This is a genomic window from Dyadobacter sp. 676 (genome assembly GCF_040448675.1).
GTDB lineage: Bacteria > Bacteroidota > Bacteroidia > Cytophagales > Spirosomataceae > Dyadobacter.
Genome location: NZ_CP159289.1, coordinates 3025163 through 3047475 on the forward strand (window position 1 = coordinate 3025163; position 22313 = coordinate 3047475).

General features: G+C 50.1%; 23 protein-coding genes and 1 tRNA gene. 12 read left to right on the plus strand and 12 right to left on the minus strand.

The features are described 5' to 3' along the window. Positions 1 to 9 precede the first annotated feature (9 nt). The 4 genes from ABV298_RS13580 to ABV298_RS13595 form a co-directional block, all read right to left on the minus strand. Positions 10 to 453: an NUDIX domain-containing protein gene (locus ABV298_RS13580; protein ID WP_353722621.1), complete on the minus strand. Its 444-nt coding sequence runs from the start codon at positions 451 to 453 to the stop codon at positions 10 to 12. A 250-nt stretch (positions 454 to 703) separates the two neighbouring features. Beyond that, on the minus strand, positions 704 to 1288 hold the full coding sequence (gene lpcA, locus ABV298_RS13585) for a D-sedoheptulose 7-phosphate isomerase (RefSeq protein ID WP_353722622.1): 585 nt from the start codon (positions 1286 to 1288) through the stop codon (positions 704 to 706). Between the two features lie 17 nt (positions 1289 to 1305). Next, the gene (gene mnmD / locus ABV298_RS13590) at positions 1306 to 1956 is read right to left on the minus strand and encodes a tRNA (5-methylaminomethyl-2-thiouridine)(34)-methyltransferase MnmD (protein ID WP_353722623.1); all 651 of its coding nucleotides are present in this window, start codon (positions 1954 to 1956) and stop codon (positions 1306 to 1308) included. A gap of 28 nt (positions 1957 to 1984) precedes the next feature. Then, on the minus strand, positions 1985 to 3190 hold the full coding sequence (locus ABV298_RS13595; protein ID WP_353723183.1) for an aspartyl protease family protein: 1206 nt from the start codon (positions 3188 to 3190) through the stop codon (positions 1985 to 1987). A 364-nt stretch (positions 3191 to 3554) separates the two neighbouring features. On the opposite strand from ABV298_RS13595, the gene tpiA reads away from it, so the two are divergent. After that, positions 3555 to 4316 (plus strand): triose-phosphate isomerase, encoded by a 762-nt coding sequence (tpiA, locus tag ABV298_RS13600; protein ID WP_353722624.1) that lies wholly within the window; start codon positions 3555 to 3557, stop codon positions 4314 to 4316. Positions 4317 to 4547: 231 nt separating this feature from the next. Here the strand turns inward: tpiA and ABV298_RS13605 are convergent, their stop codons facing one another. From ABV298_RS13605 to ABV298_RS13620, 4 genes are all read right to left on the minus strand, one after another. After that, the gene (locus tag ABV298_RS13605; protein ID WP_353722625.1) at positions 4548 to 5339 is read right to left on the minus strand and encodes an OmpA family protein; all 792 of its coding nucleotides are present in this window, start codon (positions 5337 to 5339) and stop codon (positions 4548 to 4550) included. Further along, positions 5281 to 5790: a hypothetical protein gene (locus ABV298_RS13610; protein ID WP_353722626.1), complete on the minus strand. Its 510-nt coding sequence runs from the start codon at positions 5788 to 5790 to the stop codon at positions 5281 to 5283. The genes ABV298_RS13605 and ABV298_RS13610 overlap by 59 nt, the downstream gene beginning before the upstream one ends. 84 nt (positions 5791 to 5874) lie before the next feature. Beyond that, positions 5875 to 6627 (minus strand): DUF5672 family protein, encoded by a 753-nt coding sequence (locus tag ABV298_RS13615; protein WP_353722627.1) that lies wholly within the window; start codon positions 6625 to 6627, stop codon positions 5875 to 5877. Positions 6628 to 6642: 15 nt separating this feature from the next. Beyond that, positions 6643 to 7620, minus strand: coding sequence for a glycosyltransferase family 2 protein (locus ABV298_RS13620; RefSeq protein ID WP_353722628.1), 978 nt, complete (start codon positions 7618 to 7620; stop codon positions 6643 to 6645). A gap of 196 nt (positions 7621 to 7816) precedes the next feature. Here ABV298_RS13620 and ABV298_RS13625 point away from each other — a divergent pair, with 196 nt between their 5' ends. The 6 genes from ABV298_RS13625 to ABV298_RS13650 all read left to right on the plus strand — a co-directional run bounded on the left by ABV298_RS13625 (position 7817) and on the right by ABV298_RS13650 (position 14081). Then, a complete protein-coding gene (locus ABV298_RS13625) occupies positions 7817 to 8368 on the plus strand; it encodes a hypothetical protein (RefSeq protein ID WP_353722629.1) in 552 nt (183 codons plus the stop codon). A 13-nt stretch (positions 8369 to 8381) separates the two neighbouring features. Then, complete coding sequence (locus tag ABV298_RS13630) at positions 8382 to 9179, plus strand: nicotinamidase (RefSeq protein ID WP_353722630.1); 798 nt, start codon at positions 8382 to 8384, stop codon at positions 9177 to 9179. Between the two features lie 103 nt (positions 9180 to 9282). After that, a complete protein-coding gene (gene uvrA / locus ABV298_RS13635; RefSeq protein ID WP_353722631.1) occupies positions 9283 to 12162 on the plus strand; it encodes an excinuclease ABC subunit UvrA in 2880 nt (959 codons plus the stop codon). A gap of 50 nt (positions 12163 to 12212) precedes the next feature. Beyond that, complete coding sequence (locus ABV298_RS13640; RefSeq protein WP_353722632.1) at positions 12213 to 12647, plus strand: antitoxin Xre/MbcA/ParS toxin-binding domain-containing protein; 435 nt, start codon at positions 12213 to 12215, stop codon at positions 12645 to 12647. Positions 12648 to 12658: 11 nt separating this feature from the next. Beyond that, positions 12659 to 13123 carry an RES family NAD+ phosphorylase gene (locus ABV298_RS13645; protein ID WP_353722633.1) on the plus strand — a complete coding sequence of 155 codons (465 nt, stop codon included), beginning with the start codon at positions 12659 to 12661 and terminating at the stop codon, positions 13121 to 13123. A gap of 121 nt (positions 13124 to 13244) precedes the next feature. Next, positions 13245 to 14081, plus strand: coding sequence for a fumarylacetoacetate hydrolase family protein (locus ABV298_RS13650; RefSeq protein WP_353722634.1), 837 nt, complete (start codon positions 13245 to 13247; stop codon positions 14079 to 14081). 60 nt (positions 14082 to 14141) lie between these two features. Here ABV298_RS13650 and ABV298_RS13655 read toward each other — a convergent pair whose 3' ends face one another. The 4 genes from ABV298_RS13655 to ABV298_RS13670 form a co-directional block, all read right to left on the minus strand. Beyond that, entirely contained in the window at positions 14142 to 14531 is a 390-nt protein-coding gene (locus ABV298_RS13655) for a hypothetical protein (protein WP_353722635.1), read from the minus strand. Between the two features lie 325 nt (positions 14532 to 14856). Then, positions 14857 to 16167 (minus strand): ribosome biogenesis GTPase Der, encoded by a 1311-nt coding sequence (gene der, locus ABV298_RS13660; protein ID WP_353722636.1) that lies wholly within the window; start codon positions 16165 to 16167, stop codon positions 14857 to 14859. A 65-nt stretch (positions 16168 to 16232) separates the two neighbouring features. After that, positions 16233 to 17159 (minus strand): GTPase Era, encoded by a 927-nt coding sequence (era, locus tag ABV298_RS13665; protein WP_353722637.1) that lies wholly within the window; start codon positions 17157 to 17159, stop codon positions 16233 to 16235. Between the two features lie 45 nt (positions 17160 to 17204). After that, entirely contained in the window at positions 17205 to 19160 is a 1956-nt protein-coding gene (locus ABV298_RS13670; protein ID WP_353722638.1) for a sulfatase-like hydrolase/transferase, read from the minus strand. Positions 19161 to 19269: 109 nt separating this feature from the next. On the opposite strand from ABV298_RS13670, the gene ABV298_RS13675 reads away from it, so the two are divergent. The 5 genes from ABV298_RS13675 (at position 19270) to ABV298_RS13695 (ending at position 22312) form a co-directional block, all read left to right on the plus strand. Then, positions 19270 to 19342: transfer RNA gene (locus ABV298_RS13675), tRNA-Met, on the plus strand. Positions 19343 to 19726: 384 nt separating this feature from the next. Beyond that, positions 19727 to 19951, plus strand: a complete 225-nt coding sequence (locus ABV298_RS13680) for a hypothetical protein (RefSeq protein ID WP_353722639.1) — start codon at positions 19727 to 19729, stop codon at positions 19949 to 19951. Between the two features lie 151 nt (positions 19952 to 20102). Next, positions 20103 to 21515 (plus strand): hypothetical protein, encoded by a 1413-nt coding sequence (locus tag ABV298_RS13685; protein WP_353722640.1) that lies wholly within the window; start codon positions 20103 to 20105, stop codon positions 21513 to 21515. Between the two features lie 124 nt (positions 21516 to 21639). After that, the gene (gene rpmH, locus ABV298_RS13690; RefSeq protein ID WP_035333740.1) at positions 21640 to 21798 is read left to right on the plus strand and encodes a 50S ribosomal protein L34; all 159 of its coding nucleotides are present in this window, start codon (positions 21640 to 21642) and stop codon (positions 21796 to 21798) included. Positions 21799 to 21907: 109 nt separating this feature from the next. Then, the gene (locus ABV298_RS13695) at positions 21908 to 22312 is read left to right on the plus strand and encodes a ribonuclease P protein component (RefSeq protein ID WP_353722641.1); all 405 of its coding nucleotides are present in this window, start codon (positions 21908 to 21910) and stop codon (positions 22310 to 22312) included. The last annotated feature ends 1 nt before the right edge of the window (position 22313 follow it).

The window sequence follows — 22313 nt, forward strand, 5'->3', positions numbered from 1 at the left end:
CTTATGCGATTATGAGCGCAGATAGGGTTGGTCGATCAAGCCGATATGTCCCGAACGCTGCGCCCCGTTGCAGAATGCGGCGATCTGCGGACCGACATTGGGGTACAAATGTGTACTGGAAAGCGCCGAAACGGGTAACCATACGATTTCGAGCGCCGTAGTATGCGCCGGGTCGAGCACGGGAGTGCCTTTTGTTATATTTGCGTTAAATACCATGTGCAGGGTTTCCTTCCGCACTTCCTGCCAGATTACCTCACCACAGGATACCATTTCGCCAACCGTAACTTCCACACCCAGCTCTTCCATCAGCTCGCGCGCCAGGGCGGCGGACAACGTTTCGCCAGGATCGGGATTACCGCCAGGCAATGCGAAAACCTCCTTTTCTCCATAACGGTAACGCAGCGTGAGAATCTTGTCGTTGTCGAGGATGATGGCGGATGGACGGACGTTCATGGTGGTACGGATGTGCAGGTTGGTAGCGTTGATTTTTAGTCAAGTATTGTCAGGAATAGTCATTTGTGATCAGGAAATGAATGATTATTCCTCAATAAACAAACTTCCTCCGAAAAATAACAACACCTGACCACAAATGACCAACCCATGACTATACCTGACCATCCCTTACTATACTTGACCATACTTGACAACACCTGACCACACACCACAACACCTGACCACGACAATGTCGCTGAACAGCACCATGTCAATCGCGTAGCACCATTTTTTCGATCAGCAGCATGAAAATGTGGATGACTTTAATGTGGATTTCCTGAATGCGGTCGGCGTAACCGAAATGCGGCACGCGGATCTCGACATCGGCCACGCCGGCCAGTTTACCACCGTCCTTGCCCGACATAATGATAATCTTCATCCCCCTGGCCTTCGCAGCTTCTGCGGCGCGGATGATATTGGCGGAATTTCCGCTCGTACTCAATCCCAGCAGCACATCGCCCGGCCGGCCTAATGCCTCGATATACCTCGAAAACACATATTCATACCCAAAATCGTTGCTGACGCAGCTCAGATGGCTTACATCGGAGATTGCGATGGCGGGTAATGCGCGCCGGTTGTCGCGATAGCGGCCGGTCAGTTCTTCGGCGAAATGCATGGCGTCGCAATGCGAACCACCGTTACCGCACGACAGGATTTTGCCGTTATGAATAATCGCGTCGGCCATCAGTCCTGCCGCTTTTTCGATCTTTTCAACCTGCTCAGGATCGTTCAGGAAATTGTCGAGCACGGTCTGTGCTTCTTTCAGTTCCTGGCTGATAATGTTTTGGTAATTCATGTTTGTATATAAATAAGTCAGAGCCTGATGGCTTTCAATACGTGTGCTTTCCGGCCGGGGCCTTTGTGCCGCTCCACTTCAAACCCCGCCGCGGCGAGCGCTCTTTTAACGATGCCTTTGGACGAATATGTTACTAATACGCCTCCTGGTCGGGTTTGGGCCGCTATTTGGGTAAAAATTTCTTCTGTCCAGAGTTCGGGCTGGGCCTGCGGGTCGAAAGCGTCATAGAAAACGACGTCAAAAAACCGGTCCTGAGTGAATTGCTGTAAGGTGGTCTTTTCTTTGCGCAGCACAAAAAAAGGAGAGATAGCCGCTTCCGTGCCCCACGGTGCATGGTGCAGCTCCATAAAACCCTTTTCCCCCGTCGCTTCCTCATAGTTGAGTTGCGAGGCTTCCAGCAGTGAAACGGGATAAGCCTCCACGGAAGTGTAGAAAACCTGCTTTTGAAGATTATCGGCGAGTTTCCAGGCTAAAAACGCATTCAGTCCTGTGCCGAAACCCATTTCAAAAACAGAAACCGGCCCATGTTCGAGGACCGGCCTTAAACCAAGGTTGATATAAATGTGCTCCGATTCGTTCAAAGCACCTTGCAGGGAATGGTATTGCTGATTGAACTGCGCGCTGAACAATGAGTGCGAGCCGTCCTCGGTAATAATAAAGCGTTCCAATGGCCGGATTTTGGTTTGGCCAAAAGTACTAAATCATTCTGCGCAGTGTGATCTGCGTAAAGAAAATATCGCCTTTACGTTTCACGAGCAGATCGATATTCTTGCCATCGCCCCGTTGCATGAGCTTGTATATGTCGCTCACATTGAGTTCCGCGGCCGAATGGTCGTCGATGAAAAGCAGCTGGTCGCCCTCCATGAGCCCGGCCCGTGCCGCGGGCGAATCCGCTACAATATGATTGACGATGTAGGAACGCAGGTCAACACCCTCCGCCCGTATCTCCATGCCGCTCATATCGTGTTCGAATTTCTCGCGCAGACGGCTTTTGATTGGTTTCAACACCATATATCGTTCGCCGTAATTGAATGTGACCTTGAAACGGCGCAACAACTCGCAGCCGATATTACCTTGGCGTTCGGCGCCTGCCTTGATTTTGGACCCGAATGCGATACTGTCGGGAAACGAAGCTACGACGTTGTTCAGCTCAAAACGTCCCAACCGCATTTTATCCACACGTCCCAGGTTTCCGTTGATCACGCCATTGAGGCCACGGCCCAGCTGCGCGCGGATCACTTTTTCGGGCAACCGGAAGGTTTCTTTCGGGGTATTGTTCAACAGCAAAGCATGGCCGGCACCGGTGTCGATCAGCACACGGATAGGATGTTCACGACCGTCGGCGAAAAGCGTTACGGCGTCGGTAAATGGCTTGGTATCTTCGATAATCAGGGGATGTTTGTCGCCCTTCCTGGCTTTATAGCGGTATTTGTCCGGCCGCATCAGCAAGATCTCCTTTTTGGCAAAATCGATGGTTACCACGAAGTTGTTAAAAATCTCGTAGCCGAAAATACCGTGAACCGGCACGCCCACGTACTCCGAAAGCCGCAGGAAATCCTGTTCGAGAATAACGATGTTCTGGTGATTCGCTTTGAGGCGCCCCATTTGAAACCGGTTGTCGATCGCGACATGCGCAGAAATGGACGTGCCCTCGCCTGCACCGGTAAGATTAACCTTGCGGGTTAAACGCAGCTTGTCGGGTTTGAGAACGTTCGGGTCGGTGATGATAATCGAGCTGACGCCCGTGTCGAGGATAAAGCGCAGTGAATCATTGTCGTTGATCTTCGCATAGAGCAGGATCAGATTGGAATGCAGCTCGAACGGGATGCGTGCTGTTTTGTAATTTTTATCTAAAAAATACCCATACTTTTCCTCTGATACGGGGGGGAACGTCGCTGGAATGGCCGAATGTTAGGGAATGAGTAAAAAGTATGATCGCTGCTATAAACCACTTAGACGTTTTCATCGTGGCCTCCTTTCTTTAAATGCTATGTATCAAGTTCCGCATGCAACATTATAAACACTCTGATTATAAATGACTTAACTATTAATATTTATATCCTTCGGTGTACGCTAAGTATCGGATTCAGCCCAATCGGTTAATCAAGTAAAATTAAACGATTTTGCATTAATAAAACACAAAAAAATCCCGGTATGTGCAAATTTTCCGACATTTTTTTGATCGCATTTATATAATCATGCAAATGAGGAAAATATGGTACTTTTGTTGCGTAAAAAAGACTTTTTCCACAATAAAAATTTTCTCATGCGAAAAAAAATTGTTGCCGGCAATTGGAAGATGAACAAGGTTCTGGATGAAGCGGTTGCGCTTACCTCCGAGCTCGTAAATATGGCCAAAGACGAGGTCCGTAATGATGCCAAAATCATCCTTTGCCCTCCTGCGATTTATCTCACTACCATTAAAAAATATATCGGGACAGAGCCCAACTTCGCATTGGCAGCTCAAAATTGCTCGGATAAAGTGTCAGGCGCGTTCACGGGGGAGATCTCGGCGCAAATGTTGCAATCGATCGGCGTGGAATACGTGCTGATAGGCCACAGCGAACGTCGCCAGTATTTCAACGAAACCAATGCGTTGCTGGCCGAAAAAGTGAACACAGCGCTTTCTTTCGGCGTGTCGCCTATTTTCTGCTGCGGCGAATCGCTTGAACAGCGTCAGAACGAAGACTATATCGGTTTTGTAAAGAACCAGCTGACCGAGAGCCTTTTCCACCTTTCGGAAGAGCAATTGAAATCGGTCGTGATCGCTTATGAGCCGATCTGGGCAATCGGAACCGGCCTGACGGCGTCCGCAGAGCAAGCGCAGGAAATGCACGGCGCATTGCGCGCGCACATCGCTTCAAAATACGGCGCGGAAGTAGCGGACGAGATTTCGATCCTTTACGGTGGAAGCGTAACCGCCGCCAGCGCACCCGAGCTGTTCGCGGCACCGGATATCGACGGCGGCCTGGTTGGTGGCGCTTCTCTGAAATCGAGGGAGTTTACAAATATTATTAAGGCGCGGTAAAGCGGCTGGCGATGGCCGTGTGGTCAAGTGTGGTCATTGGTTGTCAAGAGTAGTCAGGTGTAGTCAAAGGTTGTCGAAGCATGGTCAAAAGTGGCCGGATGTCGTACATATAGCAACAATACTTAACTATCGACCATTCCTGACAATACATGACCACATCTGACTATACCTGACAATACATGACCACACCTGACAATACGCCTGGCGTCGACCTACATCGCCGCCGCAGAATTACATTTCCGTAATCACAAATTCCACCCTGCGGTTTTTCTTCCGCTCTTCTTCGCTGCCTTTTGTGATCGGCCGCGTGCCGCCGTAACCTTTCGCCTCTATACGGCTGCCGGCGATGCCTTTTTCCACGAGGTATCCTTTCACAGCTTCCGCACGCTGACGCGAGAGTTCGAGGTTTTTGTCAAAATCGCCTACATTGTCCGTGTGGCCTTCGACGCGGATTTTAATGGTCGGGTTATCGAGCATTACCTCCACGAGCCGGTTCAATTCCTCGTAGGATTCCGGAAGCAATGTGTATTTGGATGTTTCGAAATAGATATTGGGCAGCAAAATCGTTTCGCCGACGATCAGCGGAGTGAGATAAACGTCCTGGTCAAACGACTGGCTGCTCGAATCAGCCGGCGCAAGACTGAACGACGAGCCATAATACCCGCGCGACTGCACGCGGAACTTATAATTTTGCCCTGCATCCACTCCTATCCGGTATTTGCCTGACGACGATTTCACCTGCAGCGTATCACCGCCTTCCACATAGGAAATCTGTGCGGGCACCGGTTCTTTGGTCTTGGCGCTATAAACGGTCCCTTTCAAAACCGCTACTGTGGCTTCTTTCTTAGCCTCGGGTGCCGGAGCCGGCTTTTCGGGCGCTTTCGCGGCCGGTTTTTTCGCAGGCGTCACGGCTTTCGCGGCGGGCTTCGACGACTTGGCCGCGGCCTCTTTCTTTGATGGGTTTTTAATGTGGACCCCATAAAAATTCCAGGATTGTAATCCCCCCCTGGCTTCTTCCCTCATAAAAGTCAAACTCCTCGATACCCGGTGTCAGCCGCTCGAAATACGCTACAAAATCGACGGTGTCGCCGGAAGATACGTTCATTTTTGAAGTGGTAGGGATATTCTCAGCCTTTACGAATTTGAATTTTTTATCGATTTCACCGGGTTTATAAAGCCGGGTTTCGGGGTCGAGCCAGATTTGGCTTTCACCGATCTGCGGAAGTCCGCGCGGGATCCGCGAATCGGGCATGGGAAGCGTTCTGGGCTGCGACCGGAACTGAGGCTGTTTGGGCGTTTTGTCGATAAACTGGAGGTGTATGATAGTATAATCGTCCGTCAGTTCGACACGCTTGATTTTCACGTACGGCGCCGACGATTCGTCTACTTTGGGATTTTCAGTAATTTGCCCGAAGCTGGTATGGATGGATAGCAAAATGGCTCCAAAACTGGCTGAAAGCAACTTCAAATTCATGACGATATTGGGGTTTAAAACAAATATCAGCAAGAACGCCGGAATCCGGACGATAGTTTGTTAAAAATTGTTAAACCCGGAAAGTCACTGGTTTACAGGAATAAAACTGCTCCAAAAAGCAGGCTCGTAGCGCTCCCAGGCATGGCATGCGAAGGGCAAATGGTGGCCTGTGAGTTTATAACTAGCTGCCGGGCTCTTCTCAAACGCGAAACGCAGCGCTTCCTCCCACGGGGGTAATTTCATGAACATTTTCATCGGTTTGAGGCGCGTGGCTTCCTGGCAGAAAAGCATATCTTCGTTTCCTTTCCATGCCGGGTAAAAAGTGTTGTAAATTTTCAGGTAACGTATGAATGCCGGAATCCTGCGCAGCGAAAGTCCGCCGTTCAGTACGACACGGCGGGTCGACAGCGCATTGGCGAATATCCCGGCGGATTCGGCCGGAACGGCGTCGAACTCATGTTGATGCAGCGACGGCGCTCCGATATAGTCATATCCTTTCGCGCACCATTGAGTGAGCTCATCCCGGAAAACGAATGCATCGAGCTGATAAACCAGAATATACTCATAGGCTGTGAAGGTTTTGTAAAAATCAATGGAAACCATCAGCCTGTTGTAGGCGGCGACCCCGGTGAAGAAACTGTCGTCGAACGACCGGAATGCGAGCGCCGGATATTGCTGTTGCAATGCCGACAAATCGAGCCCGGCGGGTTTAACGACGATCACCGGGTATTTCCCCAGCACCGTCATGCACTGTTTCAGCGACATTCGTTCCGCATCCGTCATTACCGACTGGTAAACCGGTATCACCACAGCCACAAGCGACTTGTTATCAGCCATTTAATACGAAATCTGTTATTCCAATAAATCACCTGCCGCCGGTAGCCACCAATCCTCGCTACTAAATTGGTAATACCCGCGGACCAGCTGGTTAAGCACCGGTATAATCCTTTTTAAGCGGTTTTCCGGCAATGCGGCCCGGGTATGAAAGTGTTTTTGCGAGAGGTTCAATTTTCTCAGCTTTTCGTGCCGAATAAATGGAAGTGCAAGAAGGAGCAGGTACATATCGTGCAGCTTCTTGGCTTTTTGCTGCAAAGGCACGAGCTTCAACCGCCGGTCGCGGTTGAAGCGGTCTTTCAGTTCCACTTTTTCGACTTTATTACCAAATCCTACCTGCTGGCTCGAATGGATGCGATAGCAAATGAGCGTTTCGGGAATGAAATCGATCTTGTTTTCCAGGCTTAGCACCATGGCTATCCAGGCGTCGTGGATCAGATCCTGCACGTGGGTCGGGAAAGGCATCAGCCGGGCCAGGCACGACTTCCGGATCGCCAGCGTAGCGCCCGTTACGACAAAACCCTTAAAAAGAATCTCGTGCGATTTCCCGCCGCGCCAGATTTCCTGCCGCCGCTTGCCGAATTCGATTTCTTCCCAGATTGTGCGCCCGGTAGGCTGCGAATCGTCGCCGACTATTTCCGCATCGCTGAACACCGCATCGAGGTCGCGGCGGGCATTCAGGAAAGCGAGCTGTTTCTGTACCTTGTCTCTCCGCCAGCGGTCGTCCTGATCGCACAAAAAGATGATATCGCCCTTGCAAAGAGAGAGGCATTTCTCAAAATTCTTCGTCGATCCGAGGTTTTGCCCGTTCACGTGAATACGCACAGGGAATTTGCACGTGGCGGCAAAAGATTTTATGATTTCAATCGTGTCGTCCTTCGATCTGTCGTCGCAAACAACCAATTCGTCCACCGAAACCGTCTGATCAGCAATGCTCTTCAACTGTTCGGACAAGTACTTCGCCCCGTTGTAAGTGCACATGGCCACTGAAATCATAATGTGTTTCCCTATTTAATTACAAAATTTCGCAAAATAACAGTTAATGCAGAAAGGTCGGGCGGATTTGACGGTGATTGAGAGATATTTAGGCATATCTGATATTTTTGTCGAAAGCTTCCCGGCCCTTTTTGTGAGCCATAAAGTTATATGGTTTAGAGCGGGGAATTAAACAAAAGTTATTAAAAGCACCGGAATGGCATTACCAGAACAGCTCAAAAAGGCGATTATCCAGATGCCTGCCAAAGAAAAGGATAAACTGCTCCTGAGGCTGATCACCAAAGACAAAACACTGAGCGACCGGCTTCATTTCGAGCTGATTGAAGACAGCTCCACCATTCCCGAGCGACGGGAAGAGCTCATGGGACGCATCGTGCGCACTTCGAAATACAACCAGAACACACCGGGCTGGGTGCTTATGGACATGCGCAGCCTCAGTGCGGATATTGCCTATCATGTGAAAGTCACCAAGGATAAGGTCGGCGGCATCGAGCTGAATATTTTCCTGCTGAATACATTTCTCGAAAGCTATTCCGACATTCTGCGGACCTACTCGTCCCGGGCCGATACCTGCGCATTGTACATCGCCAAAAAAGCCCAGACGATCCTGAACGGGCTGAACAAACTCGACGAAGATTACCGGGTTGATTATATTAAGGACGCCAACCGCATGCTGGAACTTGTCTACAGTCTGTGTTCCAAAATGTACGCCAGGCAGATGGAGCTGCCGCACGAGCTGGAATTTTAAACACCATATTATTATGAAAAAGACCGCCCTGCTGATCATCGACGCCCAATACGATTTCTGTAATCCCGACGGGACCCTGTACGTGCCGGGGGCGGAAAAGGATGTGGAGCGTATCGCCAACCTCATCGCTCTGGAAGGCGACCGGATCGATTCGATCTTCCTCACGCTCGATACGCACAAGGTGATCGACATCGCACATCCGCTTTTCTGGGAAGATCCGAATGGCAACACGGTAGCGCCATTCACGCTGATTTCGGCTAAATCCGTCGAAGCGGGCAATTGGGTACCGCGGTACCATAAAGAATATGCATTGAAATACCTGCAAGCCCTGGAAGCCGGGGGCGAATTCCAGCATTTCATCTGGCCCGAGCATTGCCTCGTCGGATCGAAAGGCGCTGCCCTGGACGACACCATCATGCACTCAGTGCTCGCCTGGACGCACCGCACCCGCCGCGATTACCGCACCGTTTCGAAGGGCCTTCATCCGCTGACGGAGCATTTCGGGGTTTTTAAAGCGCAAGTACCGGTAGAAAATGTGCCGGAAACCGGACTGAACGAGCATTTCCTGGCCGAGCTGAATGAATTCGACCAGGTACTCGTCGCCGGCGAGGCGCGGTCGCACTGTGTGGCGACGAGCATCCGGCAGATCGTCAGATACGCACCAGCATTGGCTGCGAAAGTAACCGCGTTGACCGACTGCATGTCTGACGTGCCGAACTTCGGCCATTTTGCCGATCCGATATTTGAAGAAGCCGCCGGAAGCGGCATGAGATTTGCGAAAGCGGGCGAGTTTTTTGCACAAAACCAATAGCCCAATCTCTTTACAGGTATCAAACTAAATACTGCGGCTTTTGGTTATAACAGTATCACATCATCATTCAAACTAATATCATAACCCATCGATAACCCCTGCTATGATGCAATTAGCTGTGCCCCGGATCGAGGCCGATCAGTTCGATGAACTGGATCCGAGACAATACATCCTGATCAAAGGTGCCCGTGTTAACAATCTGAAAAACATCGATGTGGCGATCCCGCGCAATAAGCTGGTCGTCATTACCGGGCTCTCCGGTTCGGGAAAATCGTCGCTCGCTTTCGATACGCTGTTCGCGGAAGGCCAGCGTATGTACGTGGAAAGCCTCAGCAGCTATGCCCGGCAATTCCTCGGCCGGATGGAGAAGCCGGAAGTGGAATATATCAAAGGCATTTCACCGGCTATTGCCATAGAGCAGAAGGTCAATACACGCAATCCGCGGTCGACCGTGGGTACTTCCACGGAGATTTACGATTACCTCAAATTGCTTTTCGCCAGGATAGGCCACACCTATTCGCCGGTTTCCGGTGAAATGGTCCGGAAGGACACCGTTACGGATGTGGTGAACTACATGCTCGCGCACGACGAGGGCACGCGGGTAATGATCCTCGCGCCGCTGCTCATACGCGATGGCCGTTCGCAAATGGAAGAACTGACCATTCTGCTTTCCAAGGGCTACAACCGCATAGTCCTGAACGAAGAAGTCGTTTCGATCGAAGACATTCTCGAAAACCCGGAACAATTTCCGCAAGCCGGCAACCAGGTCTTCATCCTCATAGACCGCGCCGCGATCCGCCATAATGACGAAGACACGCAATACCGCCTTTCGGACTCCGTGCAAACTGCCTTTTTCGAAGGCGAAGGAACTTGCACCGTCCACGTTGTGAATGGAGAGAAAAGGGTTTTCTCCGACAAATTCGAACTCGACGGCATCACTTTCGAAGAGCCGACCGTTAATCTATTCAGCTTCAATAACCCGTATGGTGCCTGTAAAAGGTGTGAAGGTTTTGGAAAAATACTGGGAATAGACCCCGACCTCGTGATTCCCGACAAAAACCTTTCGGTTTACGACGGCGCCATTGCGCCGTGGCGGACCGAAAAAATGGGCGAATGGCTGATCCCCCTCGTCCGCAACGGCGTGAAATTCGATTTTCCGATCCATAGGCCCTACAAGGACCTGACGCCCGCGCAAAAGGAATTGCTCTGGACGGGCAATCAGTATTTCCAGGGAATCAACGATTTCATTTCCGAACTCGAATCGCAGACGCACAAGATCCAGTACCGCGTAATGCTATCGCGTTTCCGCGGCCGCACTACCTGCCCCGATTGCCGGGGCTCGCGTTTGCGAAAGGATGCTTCCTATGTTAAAATCGGCGGCAAGTCCATTACCGACCTGGTGTTGATGCCCATTCAGGATGTTTCCGAATTTTTCAAGCAGCTTGAAATCAGCGATCACGACCGCCAGATCGCCCGGCGTGTTTTGACGGAAATCGAATCGCGGCTGGATTATATGAACCGCGTCGGACTCGGTTACCTGACGCTGAACCGGCTTACAAGCACTTTGTCCGGCGGCGAGTTCCAGCGCATTAAGCTCGCCACTTCGCTGGGAAGCGCATTGGTGGGTTCAATGTATATCTTGGACGAACCGAGCATCGGCCTTCACCCGCGCGACACGCAAAGGTTGGTGGGCGTGCTCGAATCATTGCGCGACCTGGGCAATACGGTGATCGTGGTGGAACACGAGGAAGAGGTAATGCACGCAGCGGACCAAATCATCGATATTGGTCCGGAAGCCGGAACCGGTGGCGGACATGTTGTATTTCAGGGAAATCAAAGCGATATCGAGGAGTTGAAGGTCAATGGTCAGGGGGGCAGGAATGGCCAGGAAAGTGGTGAGGGCAGGGTGCAGTCGCATACTTTGGATTTCCTGCTGGGCCATGATTCCATTCCCGTGCCTTCGGTACGGAGAAAATCCCTGCATTTCCTGGAAATTAAAGGGGCGCGGGAGAATAATTTGAAAGAGCTGGACGTCAAAATCCCTTTAAACAACCTGACCGTCGTCACCGGGGTAAGTGGTTCGGGAAAATCCACATTGATCCGTAAAATTCTCTATCCCGCATTAATGCGCCTCAAAGGTGAATTCAGTGAAGATGTAGGAAGGTTCGACGAGCTCACCGGCAGTGTCGATCGCATCGAGGCCGTTGAGATGATCGACCAGAACCCGATCGGTAAATCGTCGCGCTCGAACCCGGTTACCTATATCAAAGCTTACGACTACATCCGCCAGATGATGTCCGAACAGCCGCTTTCGAAAGCGAGAGGCTACAAACCTTCGCATTTCTCGTTCAATGTCGACGGCGGCCGCTGCGAGATATGCCAGGGCGAGGGCGAGGTGAAAATCGAAATGCAGTTCATGGCCGATATTTATCTGACCTGCGAAGGCTGTAACGGCAAACGTTTCAAGCAGGAAATACAGGAGGTCCGGTACCATGACAAGGACATTGCCGAAATCCTCGACATGACCGTCGACGAAGCTATCGAGTTTTTCAGGGAAGCCGAGCCGAAGCTGGCCGATAAACTGCTGCCTTTGCAGGAAGTAGGGCTCGGCTATGTAGGGCTCGGCCAATCTTCAAACACATTGTCGGGTGGTGAGGCACAACGCGTAAAACTGGCCTCGTTCCTCGGAAAAGGTTCTTCCAATAAAGGTAAAACGCTTTTCATTTTCGACGAACCGACCACCGGTTTGCATTTCCACGACATTAAAAAGCTCCTCAAAGCCATCAATGCATTGGTAGAGCAAGGCGACAGCGTGATCATTATCGAGCATAATATGGAGGTCATCAAAAGCGCCGACTGGATCATCGACCTCGGTCCTGAGGGCGGTGAAAACGGCGGTAACCTCACATTCGCCGGCACACCGGAAGAGATGGTCAAGCTGGAAGGTAATTATACGGCCCGATTTTTGAGGGAAAAAATTTGAAACGTGAAGTATGTCACTTATCTTAGTGACATACTTCATTCAAAATAGCTATGTCAGCACCACCCGTCCGATTTTTCGAGGAAGAATTCGTTCCGTACGGCAAGCAGCCGGCTTCCGAATTTGCGGTGATCAAAACATCGCGGGAAGGGATGTTGCGCTCCGCTGCCGATGAAATATCGGGTCTTGTAGGGCTGACAGACAATGAAATTGCCTATGTGCTCGGCATGACGCCCCGTAACCTGCACCGCATTCAGGGGGACAGGCGGCTGGGAACCGATGCTTCGGAGCGGCTGCTGTTGCTCCGCAATATCCTTTTACACGCGCTGGATACCTTTGATGGCAAAGAAAGTGTGGTGAGGCATTGGCTGCGGACACCGATTTCCGCGCTGAATGACCAGTCTCCGCTCCAAATGATGGATACGGTAACAGGCTTCGGGCTGGTGGACGATGTGCTTGGCCGGCTCGATTACGGATTACCTGCCTAACGGCACTGCCTATGCCATTGGTTTACAGGATTACGCGAGAGAAATTCCGGCACGACGCACTTTCGGCAGAAGGCAGCCGGCTGTTTGGCGCACGCTGGAATCCGAAAGGCATCGGCGTACTTTATACGACATCATCCCCCGAACTCGGACTGGTCGAAACACTCGCACATGCGCCGGGCGTACGCTACGAGGATCTTCCGAAGTATTGGCTTTCGTCGATCGAGATCCCTGACGACATCCGGCATTATTCACGGACGGATTTGCCCGCTTACTGGCAGGACAAAACCTACGACCGTACCCAATACTGGCTCAAAGACTGGCTCGTCAAGCCCGGTGTACTGGGCGTGGGTATTCCGTCGGTAATAGTACCCTTTTCTTCCAATATCATTCTTCATCCCGACCATCCGCTGTTTGCGAGCATCAAACTCCTGGCCCAGGAGCCTATTCCCATCGACCGCCGTTTGTGGCGGGGCTAGGCTAATGGATTTCGCACGGCATTCCCGCTATGTCAGTGGCCCGAAACACTTTCCTTCCCGTATCTAACAGTAAAGAAACCCGCCGGGGGACTTATTCAGGCTAAAACAAAATTTGCATTTCATGAAGTTATATAAGACCGAAAATGGTATTCTTCTCGAACACGAGGACATTTTCTACCGCCTGCACGAAACGGATTGGGACGTTGTCGCCAACCGGAACAACCTGTACGAATGGCTCGAAAACCAAACCAAAAACCTGATCCCGCTCACGTTCACCGACGACATTCCGATGCCGGAAGTGCTTGCCCCGATCGGTTCGCAGGAAGTGTGGGCGTCCGGTGTTACTTATTTCAGAAGCCGTACAGCCCGGATGGAGGAATCAGAAAAGGCAGGCGGCGGCAGCTTTTACGACCGCGTATATGAGGCGGAGCGCCCCGAGTTATTCTTCAAATCGACCGCCTGGCGGGTTGTGGGTCATCATGGGACGGTACGCATCCGCAAAGACTCGACCTGGGATGTTCCCGAACCGGAATTGACCCTTTTTGCGACTTCGGAGGGTGCATTGGTGGGCTATACGATTGGCAATGATGTGAGCTCGCGGAGCATCGAAGGCGAAAACCCGCTGTACCTGCCACAAGCCAAATCCTACACCGGCAGCGCGGCGCTGGGCCCGTGCCTTTATGTATTTAAAGAGCAGTTGGGACCGGATACGGTGATCGACCTGTCGATCGTACGCGGTGGTGAGGAAGTTTTTAACGGGGAAGTCACATTGTCTCAAATGAAGCGGAAACCGGAAGAGCTGCTGCATTTCCTGTACCGGGAAATGGCATTTCCACACGGTTGTTACCTGATGACCGGTACCGGCATTGTCCCGTCCTCCGATTTTACTTTGCAGTCGGGCGACGTTATTCACATCACGATCGAGCCCATCGGAACTTTAACCAACACGGTGGCCTGACAAAAGGAAAAGCTGCATGGATTGTCATGCAGCTTTTCCTTAAAATGATAGAAGTATTGCTTACGAATGCCCCAGCCTGGGAATAAAGGCGTAAATCACGCAGCGAACCACGCCTACCAGCTTGCTCACCATGGAGTCGTCGTTATCTTCGCTGGCTTCGCTTTCAAAGAATGCCGCCGGCCCTACTTGCAGGATCCGTGCATTCAAAGTGACAATATCGGATGCCGGCGTGCCGGTACTGGTATTCCTGATAAGCCCGGCATGTTTTACCTGAACAGCCGCTTTCGCCTTTGCCGCAGGCTTCAATTTTTTTGAAACAGCCTTTTCATTTACACATTCCTTACCGGATTGCAACTTTCTGTGCGCTACAAACATATTGTGCACGTAGCCCGTTGCGCTGGCTTGCAGGCTAACAAGGACGAGTAATATAAAGAGTCTGAGTGTTTTCATGGCTTGTTTCAATCGTTAAGAATCCCGGACGAAACCGGATGGATTTATGTGTAACTAATTGACTTTACAAATATATATGTTTCATTAGGTATCTTGCAATACATAGTACCTTGTTTTTAACATTTTTTTGAAATTTTTTCAGCGCCGCATGAGGTACCGTAGTTAGCCGGATAACAGATGTAAAAGTAATGCAAAAGGTTGCTCGTGATACTTTAAAAAAGACGAACTGTTGAAATTTCCCGTTGAACAGTAGCAGGTTACGGATAAAATGCGGAGCGCCGACGAGAAAATTCTCGTCGGCGCTCCGGCTGGTATCGGCCCTTTCTTATTTTTCGCGGAAGAAAATTGTGATCGGAACTCCGGAAAAGTCGAAGTTCTCGCGCAAACGATTTTCGAGATAGCGCAAATAAGGCTCCTTCACGTGCTTCGGATGGCTGCTGAAAAACACGAAGGTAGGCGACGGCGTCGGCAACTGGATCATGTATTTGATGTTGATATACTTGCCGCGATAAGCCGGTGGCGGATATTTTTCGATCTCGGCCTGCATTACCTCGTTCAGTTTCGATGTGGAGATTTTTTTGGTTTTGTTCTGATAAACCTCCATCGCCTTTTCCATTACCTGATGGATGCGCTGCTTCTCCGCCACCGAAGCGAATATGATCGGCATATAATTCATCGGTGCGAGTTTTTCCAGCAGCGCCTTTTTATACTGGTCGGCCGTTTTGGAGTCCTTTTCGATCAGGTCCCATTTGTTGACCATAATTACAATGCCTTTCTTCGCTTTGTCGGCCTGACCGATAATATTCAGATCCTGACCTTCCAGCCCCAACGTGGCGTCGAGCAGAATAATGCAGACATCTGATTCTTCCATCGCCTTCATCGAACGGAGCGTTGAATAGAACTCGATATCTTCCTTCACCCGCGATTTACGGCGGATTCCGGCGGTGTCGGTCAGGATAAATTCCATTCCGAACGCCTTGTAATGCGTGTGTATCGCGTCGCGCGTGGTGCCGGCGATATTCGTTACAATGCTGCGGTCAGTTCCGGTAAGTACATTCAGGAATGACGATTTACCGACATTCGGCCGCCCCATGATCGCGATGCGGGGGATGCCTTCCTCGGGGTTTTCGACGCCCGGCGTTTCGAAATGCTGGATTACTTTGTCGAGCAGTTCGCCCGTCCCGAAACCAGTTTGAGCGGAAATAGGGAAAATTTCATCTCCCAAACCCAATTCATAAAATTCTCCCGCAGATTGATAACGGTCGGTCGTTTCGGCCTTGTTGGCTACGAGGTACACCGGCTTGTTGTAGCGGCGGAGGACATTTGCGAAGTCCTTATCGAGGTCGGTGAGGCCGGTCATGGTGTCGACCATAAAGAGTACTACCGTGGATTCTTCGATCGCGAGCTCTACCTGGTCGCGGATAGCCCCTTCAAAAATATCTTCGGAGCCTACCACATAGCCTCCCGTGTCGATTACCGTGAAATATTGGTCGGTCCATTCGCCGTAACCATAATGCCTGTCGCGTGTTACGCCGCTCTGGTTGTCCATGATGGCCTTCCGGCTTTCGGTAAGGCGGTTGAACAAAGTGGATTTGCCCACATTCGGACGACCAACAATCGAGATTACATTTGCCATTTTTCTTACTATTAATATGATCCGGGCAGGTACCGGACCTGCCCTTCATTCGTTTTATTTAAAATTTATTCCTGATATCCCAACTGGCGGAGCTTGTTTTCCTTGCTTCGCCAATCCGGTTCTACTTTTACGTGCTGTTCGAGGAAGACTTTTTTGCCAAAGAAATCTTCCAGATCCTGGCGGGCCTGGATACCGACTTTCTTTAACATTTCCCCCTTTTCACCAATGATGATCCCTTTCTGGCTCTTTCGTTCGACCAGAATTTCCGCGCGGATCACAATGATGTCGTCCTTGTCCTTGAATTCGGTGATTACGACTTCGGAGCTGTATGGAATCTCCTGGCGGTAATTCAGGAAGATTTTTTCGCGGATGATTTCGGAAGCAAAGAAACGCTCGGGCTTATCGGTAAGTTCATCCTCGTCGAAATACGGCGGATGGAACGGCAGGCGCGTCACGATCGCGTCGAACAATGTGCCGATGTTCGCTTGTTCCAAAGCGGATATAGGCACAATGGCTGCTGGATGGACCTCGTTTTCCCATTCCTCCATTTTCTGCTTCACCTGCTCGTCATTCGACAGGTCGATTTTGTTGAGGACCAGCACAACGGGCGCTTCGGTCCGTTTCAAAAGTGGTAACACCTCATGCTCGGCGGCTTTTTCCCCTATTTCAACCACAAACAGCACTACATCCGCATCTTCCAGGGAACCTTTCACGAAGGTCATCATCGAATCGTGCAATTTATACGATGGCTTGATCACCCCCGGCGTGTCGGAATACACCAGTTGAAAAGGGATGCCTTCGTGCTTTCCATTCAAAATCCCTATGATGCGGTGACGCGTAGTTTGGGCCTTGGAGGTGATGATCGACATCCTTTCTCCGACCAGCACGTTCATCAGCGTCGATTTCCCGACGTTGGGCTTTCCGATAATACTTACAAACCCGGCCCGGTGATTGCGTAATGCGGTATTGCTATTTTCGGCTTTTTCTTCCATAAAAATTACTTCTTCACTTTTTTCAGCTTCCCAAAAACCTGGCACCTAGGGTGTTACCGTCAGCCGGTCGTCCAGCATGCGGTTCGAATACTGCTGGATAAATGCCTTTACCTGCAATTCCATAGGTCCCTGGACCTCCGGAATCCGGCCCGCAAGGTTATTTTTCAAAAGCTTGTCTTCCTGATATTTATACAAACCTACGGTTTTCCGGCCATCAAATTGCAATACGTACGGCCCGTTGAACCATTGATATACCCCGTCATAATTGACAGCAAAGTTGATCGGAGGGTTCCCGAAAACATTTTTCCCAAAGCCGAAATACGGTTTATCGTAATGCAGATACCCTAAAACAGACGGCATAATGTCGATCTGCTGAACAAGTTTCGTACTATCGGTCCCGGTCATAGAAGCGTCCCCCGGCGCATAAAAAAGAATGGGTATCGAGAAATTCCCGACGGACGTCTGGTATTGAGGATAATGCGCAAAGGTAGCGGCATGGTCGGCTGTGATTACAAATAATGTATTGTTGAACCACGGTTTGTTTTTCACCGAATCAAAAAACCTGCGCAGGGCGTTATCGGTATACCCCATTGTTTCATAAATCGGTAAAGGGCCTTTCGGAAACCTGCCTTTATAACGCTCGGGAATCTGGAACGGGTCGTGGGAGGAAACCGTAAACAGGGTACTCATGAACGGCTGTTGAAACGTGTCCAGCTTTTTGGACCAGAATTGCATGAATTCCTCGTCCCAGATCCCCCAGATACCATCGTAATCCGCATCGTTGTTATACTCGTTTTTGCCGAAATAATCCCTGATACCGATCAGGTTGGTGAATGCTTTAAAACCCATCGACCCGTTCGGCGCACCGTGAAAAAACGACGTGTGGTAACCTTTCGATTGCAGCATTCCGGGCAGGCTGGGAAGCTTGTTATCGGTGTAACGCGTCAGGACGAACGGCTCCATAATTCCCGGGATGCCCGTCAACACGGAAGGAATCGCTTCGATGGACTTCGCACCATTGGCAAAAGAATGCCAGTATACCTTGCTATGGCGCATCAGCGAATCTACGAATGGCGTGTAGCCCTTGTAAGTCCCATTTTCGAGCTCCCTGTTATAGGTCCCTACCATTTCCTTCCCGAAACTTTCCCAGATCAGGATCACCACGTTTTTCGGACGGAATGCAGGCAGATCCGGCCCGGGTACGTGAATGGGCGAATAAATGGCATTCATTTCTGCCTCCGATCTGAAATAATCGGCCCGCTGGTAATCCGACCTTTTTAATGTTTTGAAAATGCAAAATGGCGTATTCAGGACGATAAACATCTCCTTCGGCTTGTTGACGTACTCTCCGGCATTGCTTAGCGTGATCGGCCGGGTACTATGCCGGAAACCGCCCTTTACCCCTCCGATAAACAGAAAAACCGCAACGGTCATCACTACACTGTGGATCAGAAATACCTGCCAGGCGGGGCGCAGCGGCTTCGGACCGACCTGCCAGCGACGTGTCAGATACACGACCAGCACAACCAACCAAACCCAGATCAGCGCAACGTACCAATAATGCACCAGGAATCCGCCAAACAGTTTATGCATGTTGTTTTCGTGCGAAAATTCCTGCAATACCGACCACGTGCTTCTTTTGATGGTAAATCGGTAATAGATGAAATCGGCGCAGTTGGCCAGCAGGGCAATGCTGTTGGTAATGATAAAAAGGTAATCCAGGAACCTTTGGAATAGCGGGCGGTACTTGAATGTAAAAGGAATGAGTGTCAGGAAAACATAGAGGATATTCGTGTAGAGTACTGCCACGAGGTCAAAGCGGATACCGCCAAGAAATAATCGCGGCGCGAGGGCCAGGCCTACTTCGGGAAAAAACGACTGATTGAACAGATAAAAGAGAACGCGGCAAATACTAAATAAAATCATGATGCCGAGCAGCCTGATCAACAGCACCTGATGAATGCGCCATCCGAAACCGGATACGCCTGTGTATGAACTCATAAAATTGGTGTCAGTATGTTAGAGGCAAACTTTTTTTAAAAAGTTTTCGCAAAAATAGTTGTTTTCTCCAAAACTTTTGTTGTATGTTTGCACTCCAATTCAACAACACCGCGGGATGGAGCAGTTGGTAGCTCGTTGGGCTCATAACCCAAAGGTCGCTGGTTCGAGTCCAGCTCCCGCTACAAAGCAAAAGCCACTTTCGAAAGAAGGTGGCTTTTTACATTCACGACTCTCCGAAACAAAATGTGCAAGCGGAAATTTTGTTTCCCATCGGTCGTCCGGAAATAAGCATCGGCTTCACGCCCCGTAATTCATAACCTTCGGCGGATTAAATCAACACAAGTTTATTGAAGCCGTACGGCTATCATTATCAGCCCCTTCGCGGCAGTGTTCATAGCCTGCGGGAAAAATTTATTTGCTATCGGTGACATATTGTTTTACGCTTCTGGCGTTATCTTTGAAAAAAATTATGAATAAATAATAAATTTATTCTACAATTATATACAACTACACCTACAATGTTGTATCTTGCCACCGATTTCTTCATGATGCCATGCTTTATGACTATGACCAACCCTTATTTCTCCGGCTTCGAACATAGTGCAGCGCAGATCCGCCGTTTTCTGCAAACGCATAAAACATTTACCCTTCTGCTGTCGGAAGGACGCATCGTTCATCATGAGGCGGAAGACGCCGCCCGTTTCAGGACCTGGCTCCTTACACATCAGATCGAGGACGTGCGCGAGTCGTTTACGAAATACTATTCCGCCTATAATCTGATGTCGGCCTGACCGCCGGACGCCCCATCTGTCAAACGGGTGCGCCGCACGGGCAGTGCAACGCGGGTTTTTGTGCCCGTATTCTCACAGTTGGGCATTTCTGCACGCCCGTTTAAAATAAATGTCTTATGTTTGAATACTTGTTTCACAAGGGTAAAGACATATGACACATTACTTCTCCTGGCTTAAAAATCCCGACAACAGACTCAAACTGCTCATACTGGCGTTCGTCATCACCCTTTTCCCGTTTGTAGCGGTTTCGTTTTTTGCATTTCCCACCACCGACGATTATTGCCACACACTGGCCGTAAAAGAAATGGGTTACTGGGGTTATCAGGTACATTACTGGAAAACATGGTCGGGCCGGTACATCGGCACACTCATTTCGGCCACCCAGCCGCTCGCCTATGATTCCTACCTGGGCTACAAGCTGGCACCCATTGTGCTGATATTGCTTTATGTGCATGCATCCTTAAAATTCGCCGGCGCCATTACCGGCGATAAGCTGGCCAAATGGCAGACCTACCTGCTTGCCTTTCTGCTCGTTTTCGTACTGATCGCCGAATTACCGGTTGTTTCGGGCTATTTTTACTGGTATACAGGCTATTATTACACTGTCGCGGACATCGGCACGCTTTATTTGCTGGCCTATTTGTTCCGAAACTATTCCAAGCTTTCCTCCCGCAACATCGTCGTGCTTGCATTGGGTATTATCCTGCTTGTAGGTATGAACGAGTACACGCTCGTGTGGCTGGTGGTCCTTTCCGGCGCATTGTTTTTCTTCGGCAGTGTGGTTACCCGAAAGTTGCAGGTGAAATATCTGGTACTGAGCGCCGTGGCATTGGTATTCGGCGTGCTGTCGGTTACGGCTCCCGGCAATGCGGCACGGGCGGAATCGGGCCTTTATCCCACGCCATTGAAGTACAACCTGCTATTCTCCATTAAAAACAGCCTGGCCTGGCAGATCCACAATTTTGCCAAAATAGCACCTGCATTGTGTGTGCTCGCATTGGTGCTGATCCCGATTGCCTGCCAGCTTTTCAAAAACAAGGGAGACTTTAAATTCCTCCGCGCACATCCGGCGCTTTCCATATTGGTTTTCGTGGGTTGCCTGTACCTCAGCTATTTTCCCTCGTACTGGTCCATTGCGGAGCCTCCCAATCTGCGGGGACAATGCGTGATCACGTTCTGGACACTCATCGGCTGGACGTACAATGTGTTCGTGCTGACGTTCTGGGCGCTCGAAAAAGGCTATATGAAGCCAGTCGAACCGGGCAAGCCCGTAGCTTGGGTTGTCGGGTTGTATTTTTTCTTCCTCTTCACGGGTAATTTCAATTACCGCTCGGCCTGGTCGGATTTGCTGACGGGCCGCGCGGCGCGGTTCAACAAGGAAATGCACGAACGTACCGCACTCGTTCTGAATACCCGGGAAGAGCAGGTTTATGTGCCCAAATTGAAAAACGTACCTTACACGATCCTGATCGTCAACGACGAAACCGATCCTGCGTGGGCGTCAGTGGAAGTGAATAACGGCTGTGCGGAGTGGTTTTTCAAGAAGAAGTTTTTCTATAAATAGCTTTGTTAACAGACTATTTCTGAAAAAAATACAGAAATTTTGACTTGATTGATTTTTTTATCTACCTTTGCAAGCCAAAATTACGGGTAGACAGAGATTTATATCGCAATAATTTGATACTGAGATGAAACGTACCTTTCAACCATCGAATCGCAAGAGGAGAAACAAGCACGGGTTCCGTGAAAGAATGTCCACGGCAAACGGGCGCAAAGTAATCGCCGGCCGTCGTAAAAAAGGCCGTTGGAAATTGACTGTTTCTGACGAAAAACGTCACAAGCAATAAGCGAAGCCTGAAGGTTTGAGTAGAGGACGCCTGTCTCTCATAGTCTGATAAGTTTGAAGAACATCGAGCTTATCAGACATTTTTTTCTACAAGAACTTGAAACAAACATTTGGTAAGAGCGAGCGATTGTGCAACCTCCGTATCATCGGCAGGCTTTTCAAAAAAGGCAGTCCGGAGGTTCAAACGTTCTACCTTTTTCCGTTCAGGGTGCTGTACATGTACGCCCCCGAAATGCCCCCCTCCCCTTCCGCAAGTCCTTTTTTCCGTTTCCAAAAGACATTTCAAGAAAGCGGTCGACCGCAATCTGATCAGACGCCGCTGCCGCGAAGCCTACCGGCTCCATAAATCGGCACTTGCCGCATTACCCGCCGAAACGCGCCCTTCCTACATTGCTTTTTTGTATCTTGCAAAAGAAATAACTTCCTACGACGTTATTGAAACGGCCATGAAGCAGTCGCTCAAAAAGCTCGAAAAACTGCCGCCAGCCTTTCTCAAAGAACAATCCAATTCCTGAA

Bases quoted from the DNA above. Each gene is read 5' to 3' on its own strand.
- ABV298_RS13620 (WP_353722628.1), bottom strand. From the start codon at position 7,620: ATGATTTCAGTGGCCATGTGCACTTACAACGGGGCGAAGTACTTGTCC.
- era (WP_353722637.1), bottom strand. From the start codon at position 17,159: ATGGAAGAAAAAGCCGAAAATAGCAATACCGCATTACGCAATCACCGG.
- ABV298_RS13685 (WP_353722640.1), top strand. From the start codon at position 20,103: ATGACACATTACTTCTCCTGGCTTAAAAATCCCGACAACAGACTCAAA.
- ABV298_RS13640 (WP_353722632.1), top strand. From the start codon at position 12,213: ATGTCAGCACCACCCGTCCGATTTTTCGAGGAAGAATTCGTTCCGTAC.
- ABV298_RS13615 (WP_353722627.1), bottom strand. From the start codon at position 6,627: ATGGCTGATAACAAGTCGCTTGTGGCTGTGGTGATACCGGTTTACCAG.
- tpiA (WP_353722624.1), top strand. From the start codon at position 3,555: ATGCGAAAAAAAATTGTTGCCGGCAATTGGAAGATGAACAAGGTTCTG.
- ABV298_RS13610 (WP_353722626.1), bottom strand. From the start codon at position 5,790: ATGAATTTGAAGTTGCTTTCAGCCAGTTTTGGAGCCATTTTGCTATCC.
- ABV298_RS13630 (WP_353722630.1), top strand. From the start codon at position 8,382: ATGAAAAAGACCGCCCTGCTGATCATCGACGCCCAATACGATTTCTGT.
- der (WP_353722636.1), bottom strand. From the start codon at position 16,167: ATGGCAAATGTAATCTCGATTGTTGGTCGTCCGAATGTGGGCAAATCC.
- ABV298_RS13670 (WP_353722638.1), bottom strand. From the start codon at position 19,160: ATGAGTTCATACACAGGCGTATCCGGTTTCGGATGGCGCATTCATCAG.
- ABV298_RS13650 (WP_353722634.1), top strand. From the start codon at position 13,245: ATGAAGTTATATAAGACCGAAAATGGTATTCTTCTCGAACACGAGGAC.
- ABV298_RS13605 (WP_353722625.1), bottom strand. From the start codon at position 5,339: ATGAGGGAAGAAGCCAGGGGGGGATTACAATCCTGGAATTTTTATGGG.
- lpcA (WP_353722622.1), bottom strand. From the start codon at position 1,288: ATGAATTACCAAAACATTATCAGCCAGGAACTGAAAGAAGCACAGACC.
- ABV298_RS13655 (WP_353722635.1), bottom strand. From the start codon at position 14,531: ATGAAAACACTCAGACTCTTTATATTACTCGTCCTTGTTAGCCTGCAA.
- ABV298_RS13580 (WP_353722621.1), bottom strand. From the start codon at position 453: ATGAACGTCCGTCCATCCGCCATCATCCTCGACAACGACAAGATTCTC.
- ABV298_RS13645 (WP_353722633.1), top strand. From the start codon at position 12,659: ATGCCATTGGTTTACAGGATTACGCGAGAGAAATTCCGGCACGACGCA.
- ABV298_RS13625 (WP_353722629.1), top strand. From the start codon at position 7,817: ATGGCATTACCAGAACAGCTCAAAAAGGCGATTATCCAGATGCCTGCC.
- ABV298_RS13680 (WP_353722639.1), top strand. From the start codon at position 19,727: ATGACCAACCCTTATTTCTCCGGCTTCGAACATAGTGCAGCGCAGATC.
- rpmH (WP_035333740.1), top strand. From the start codon at position 21,640: ATGAAACGTACCTTTCAACCATCGAATCGCAAGAGGAGAAACAAGCAC.
- uvrA (WP_353722631.1), top strand. From the start codon at position 9,283: ATGATGCAATTAGCTGTGCCCCGGATCGAGGCCGATCAGTTCGATGAA.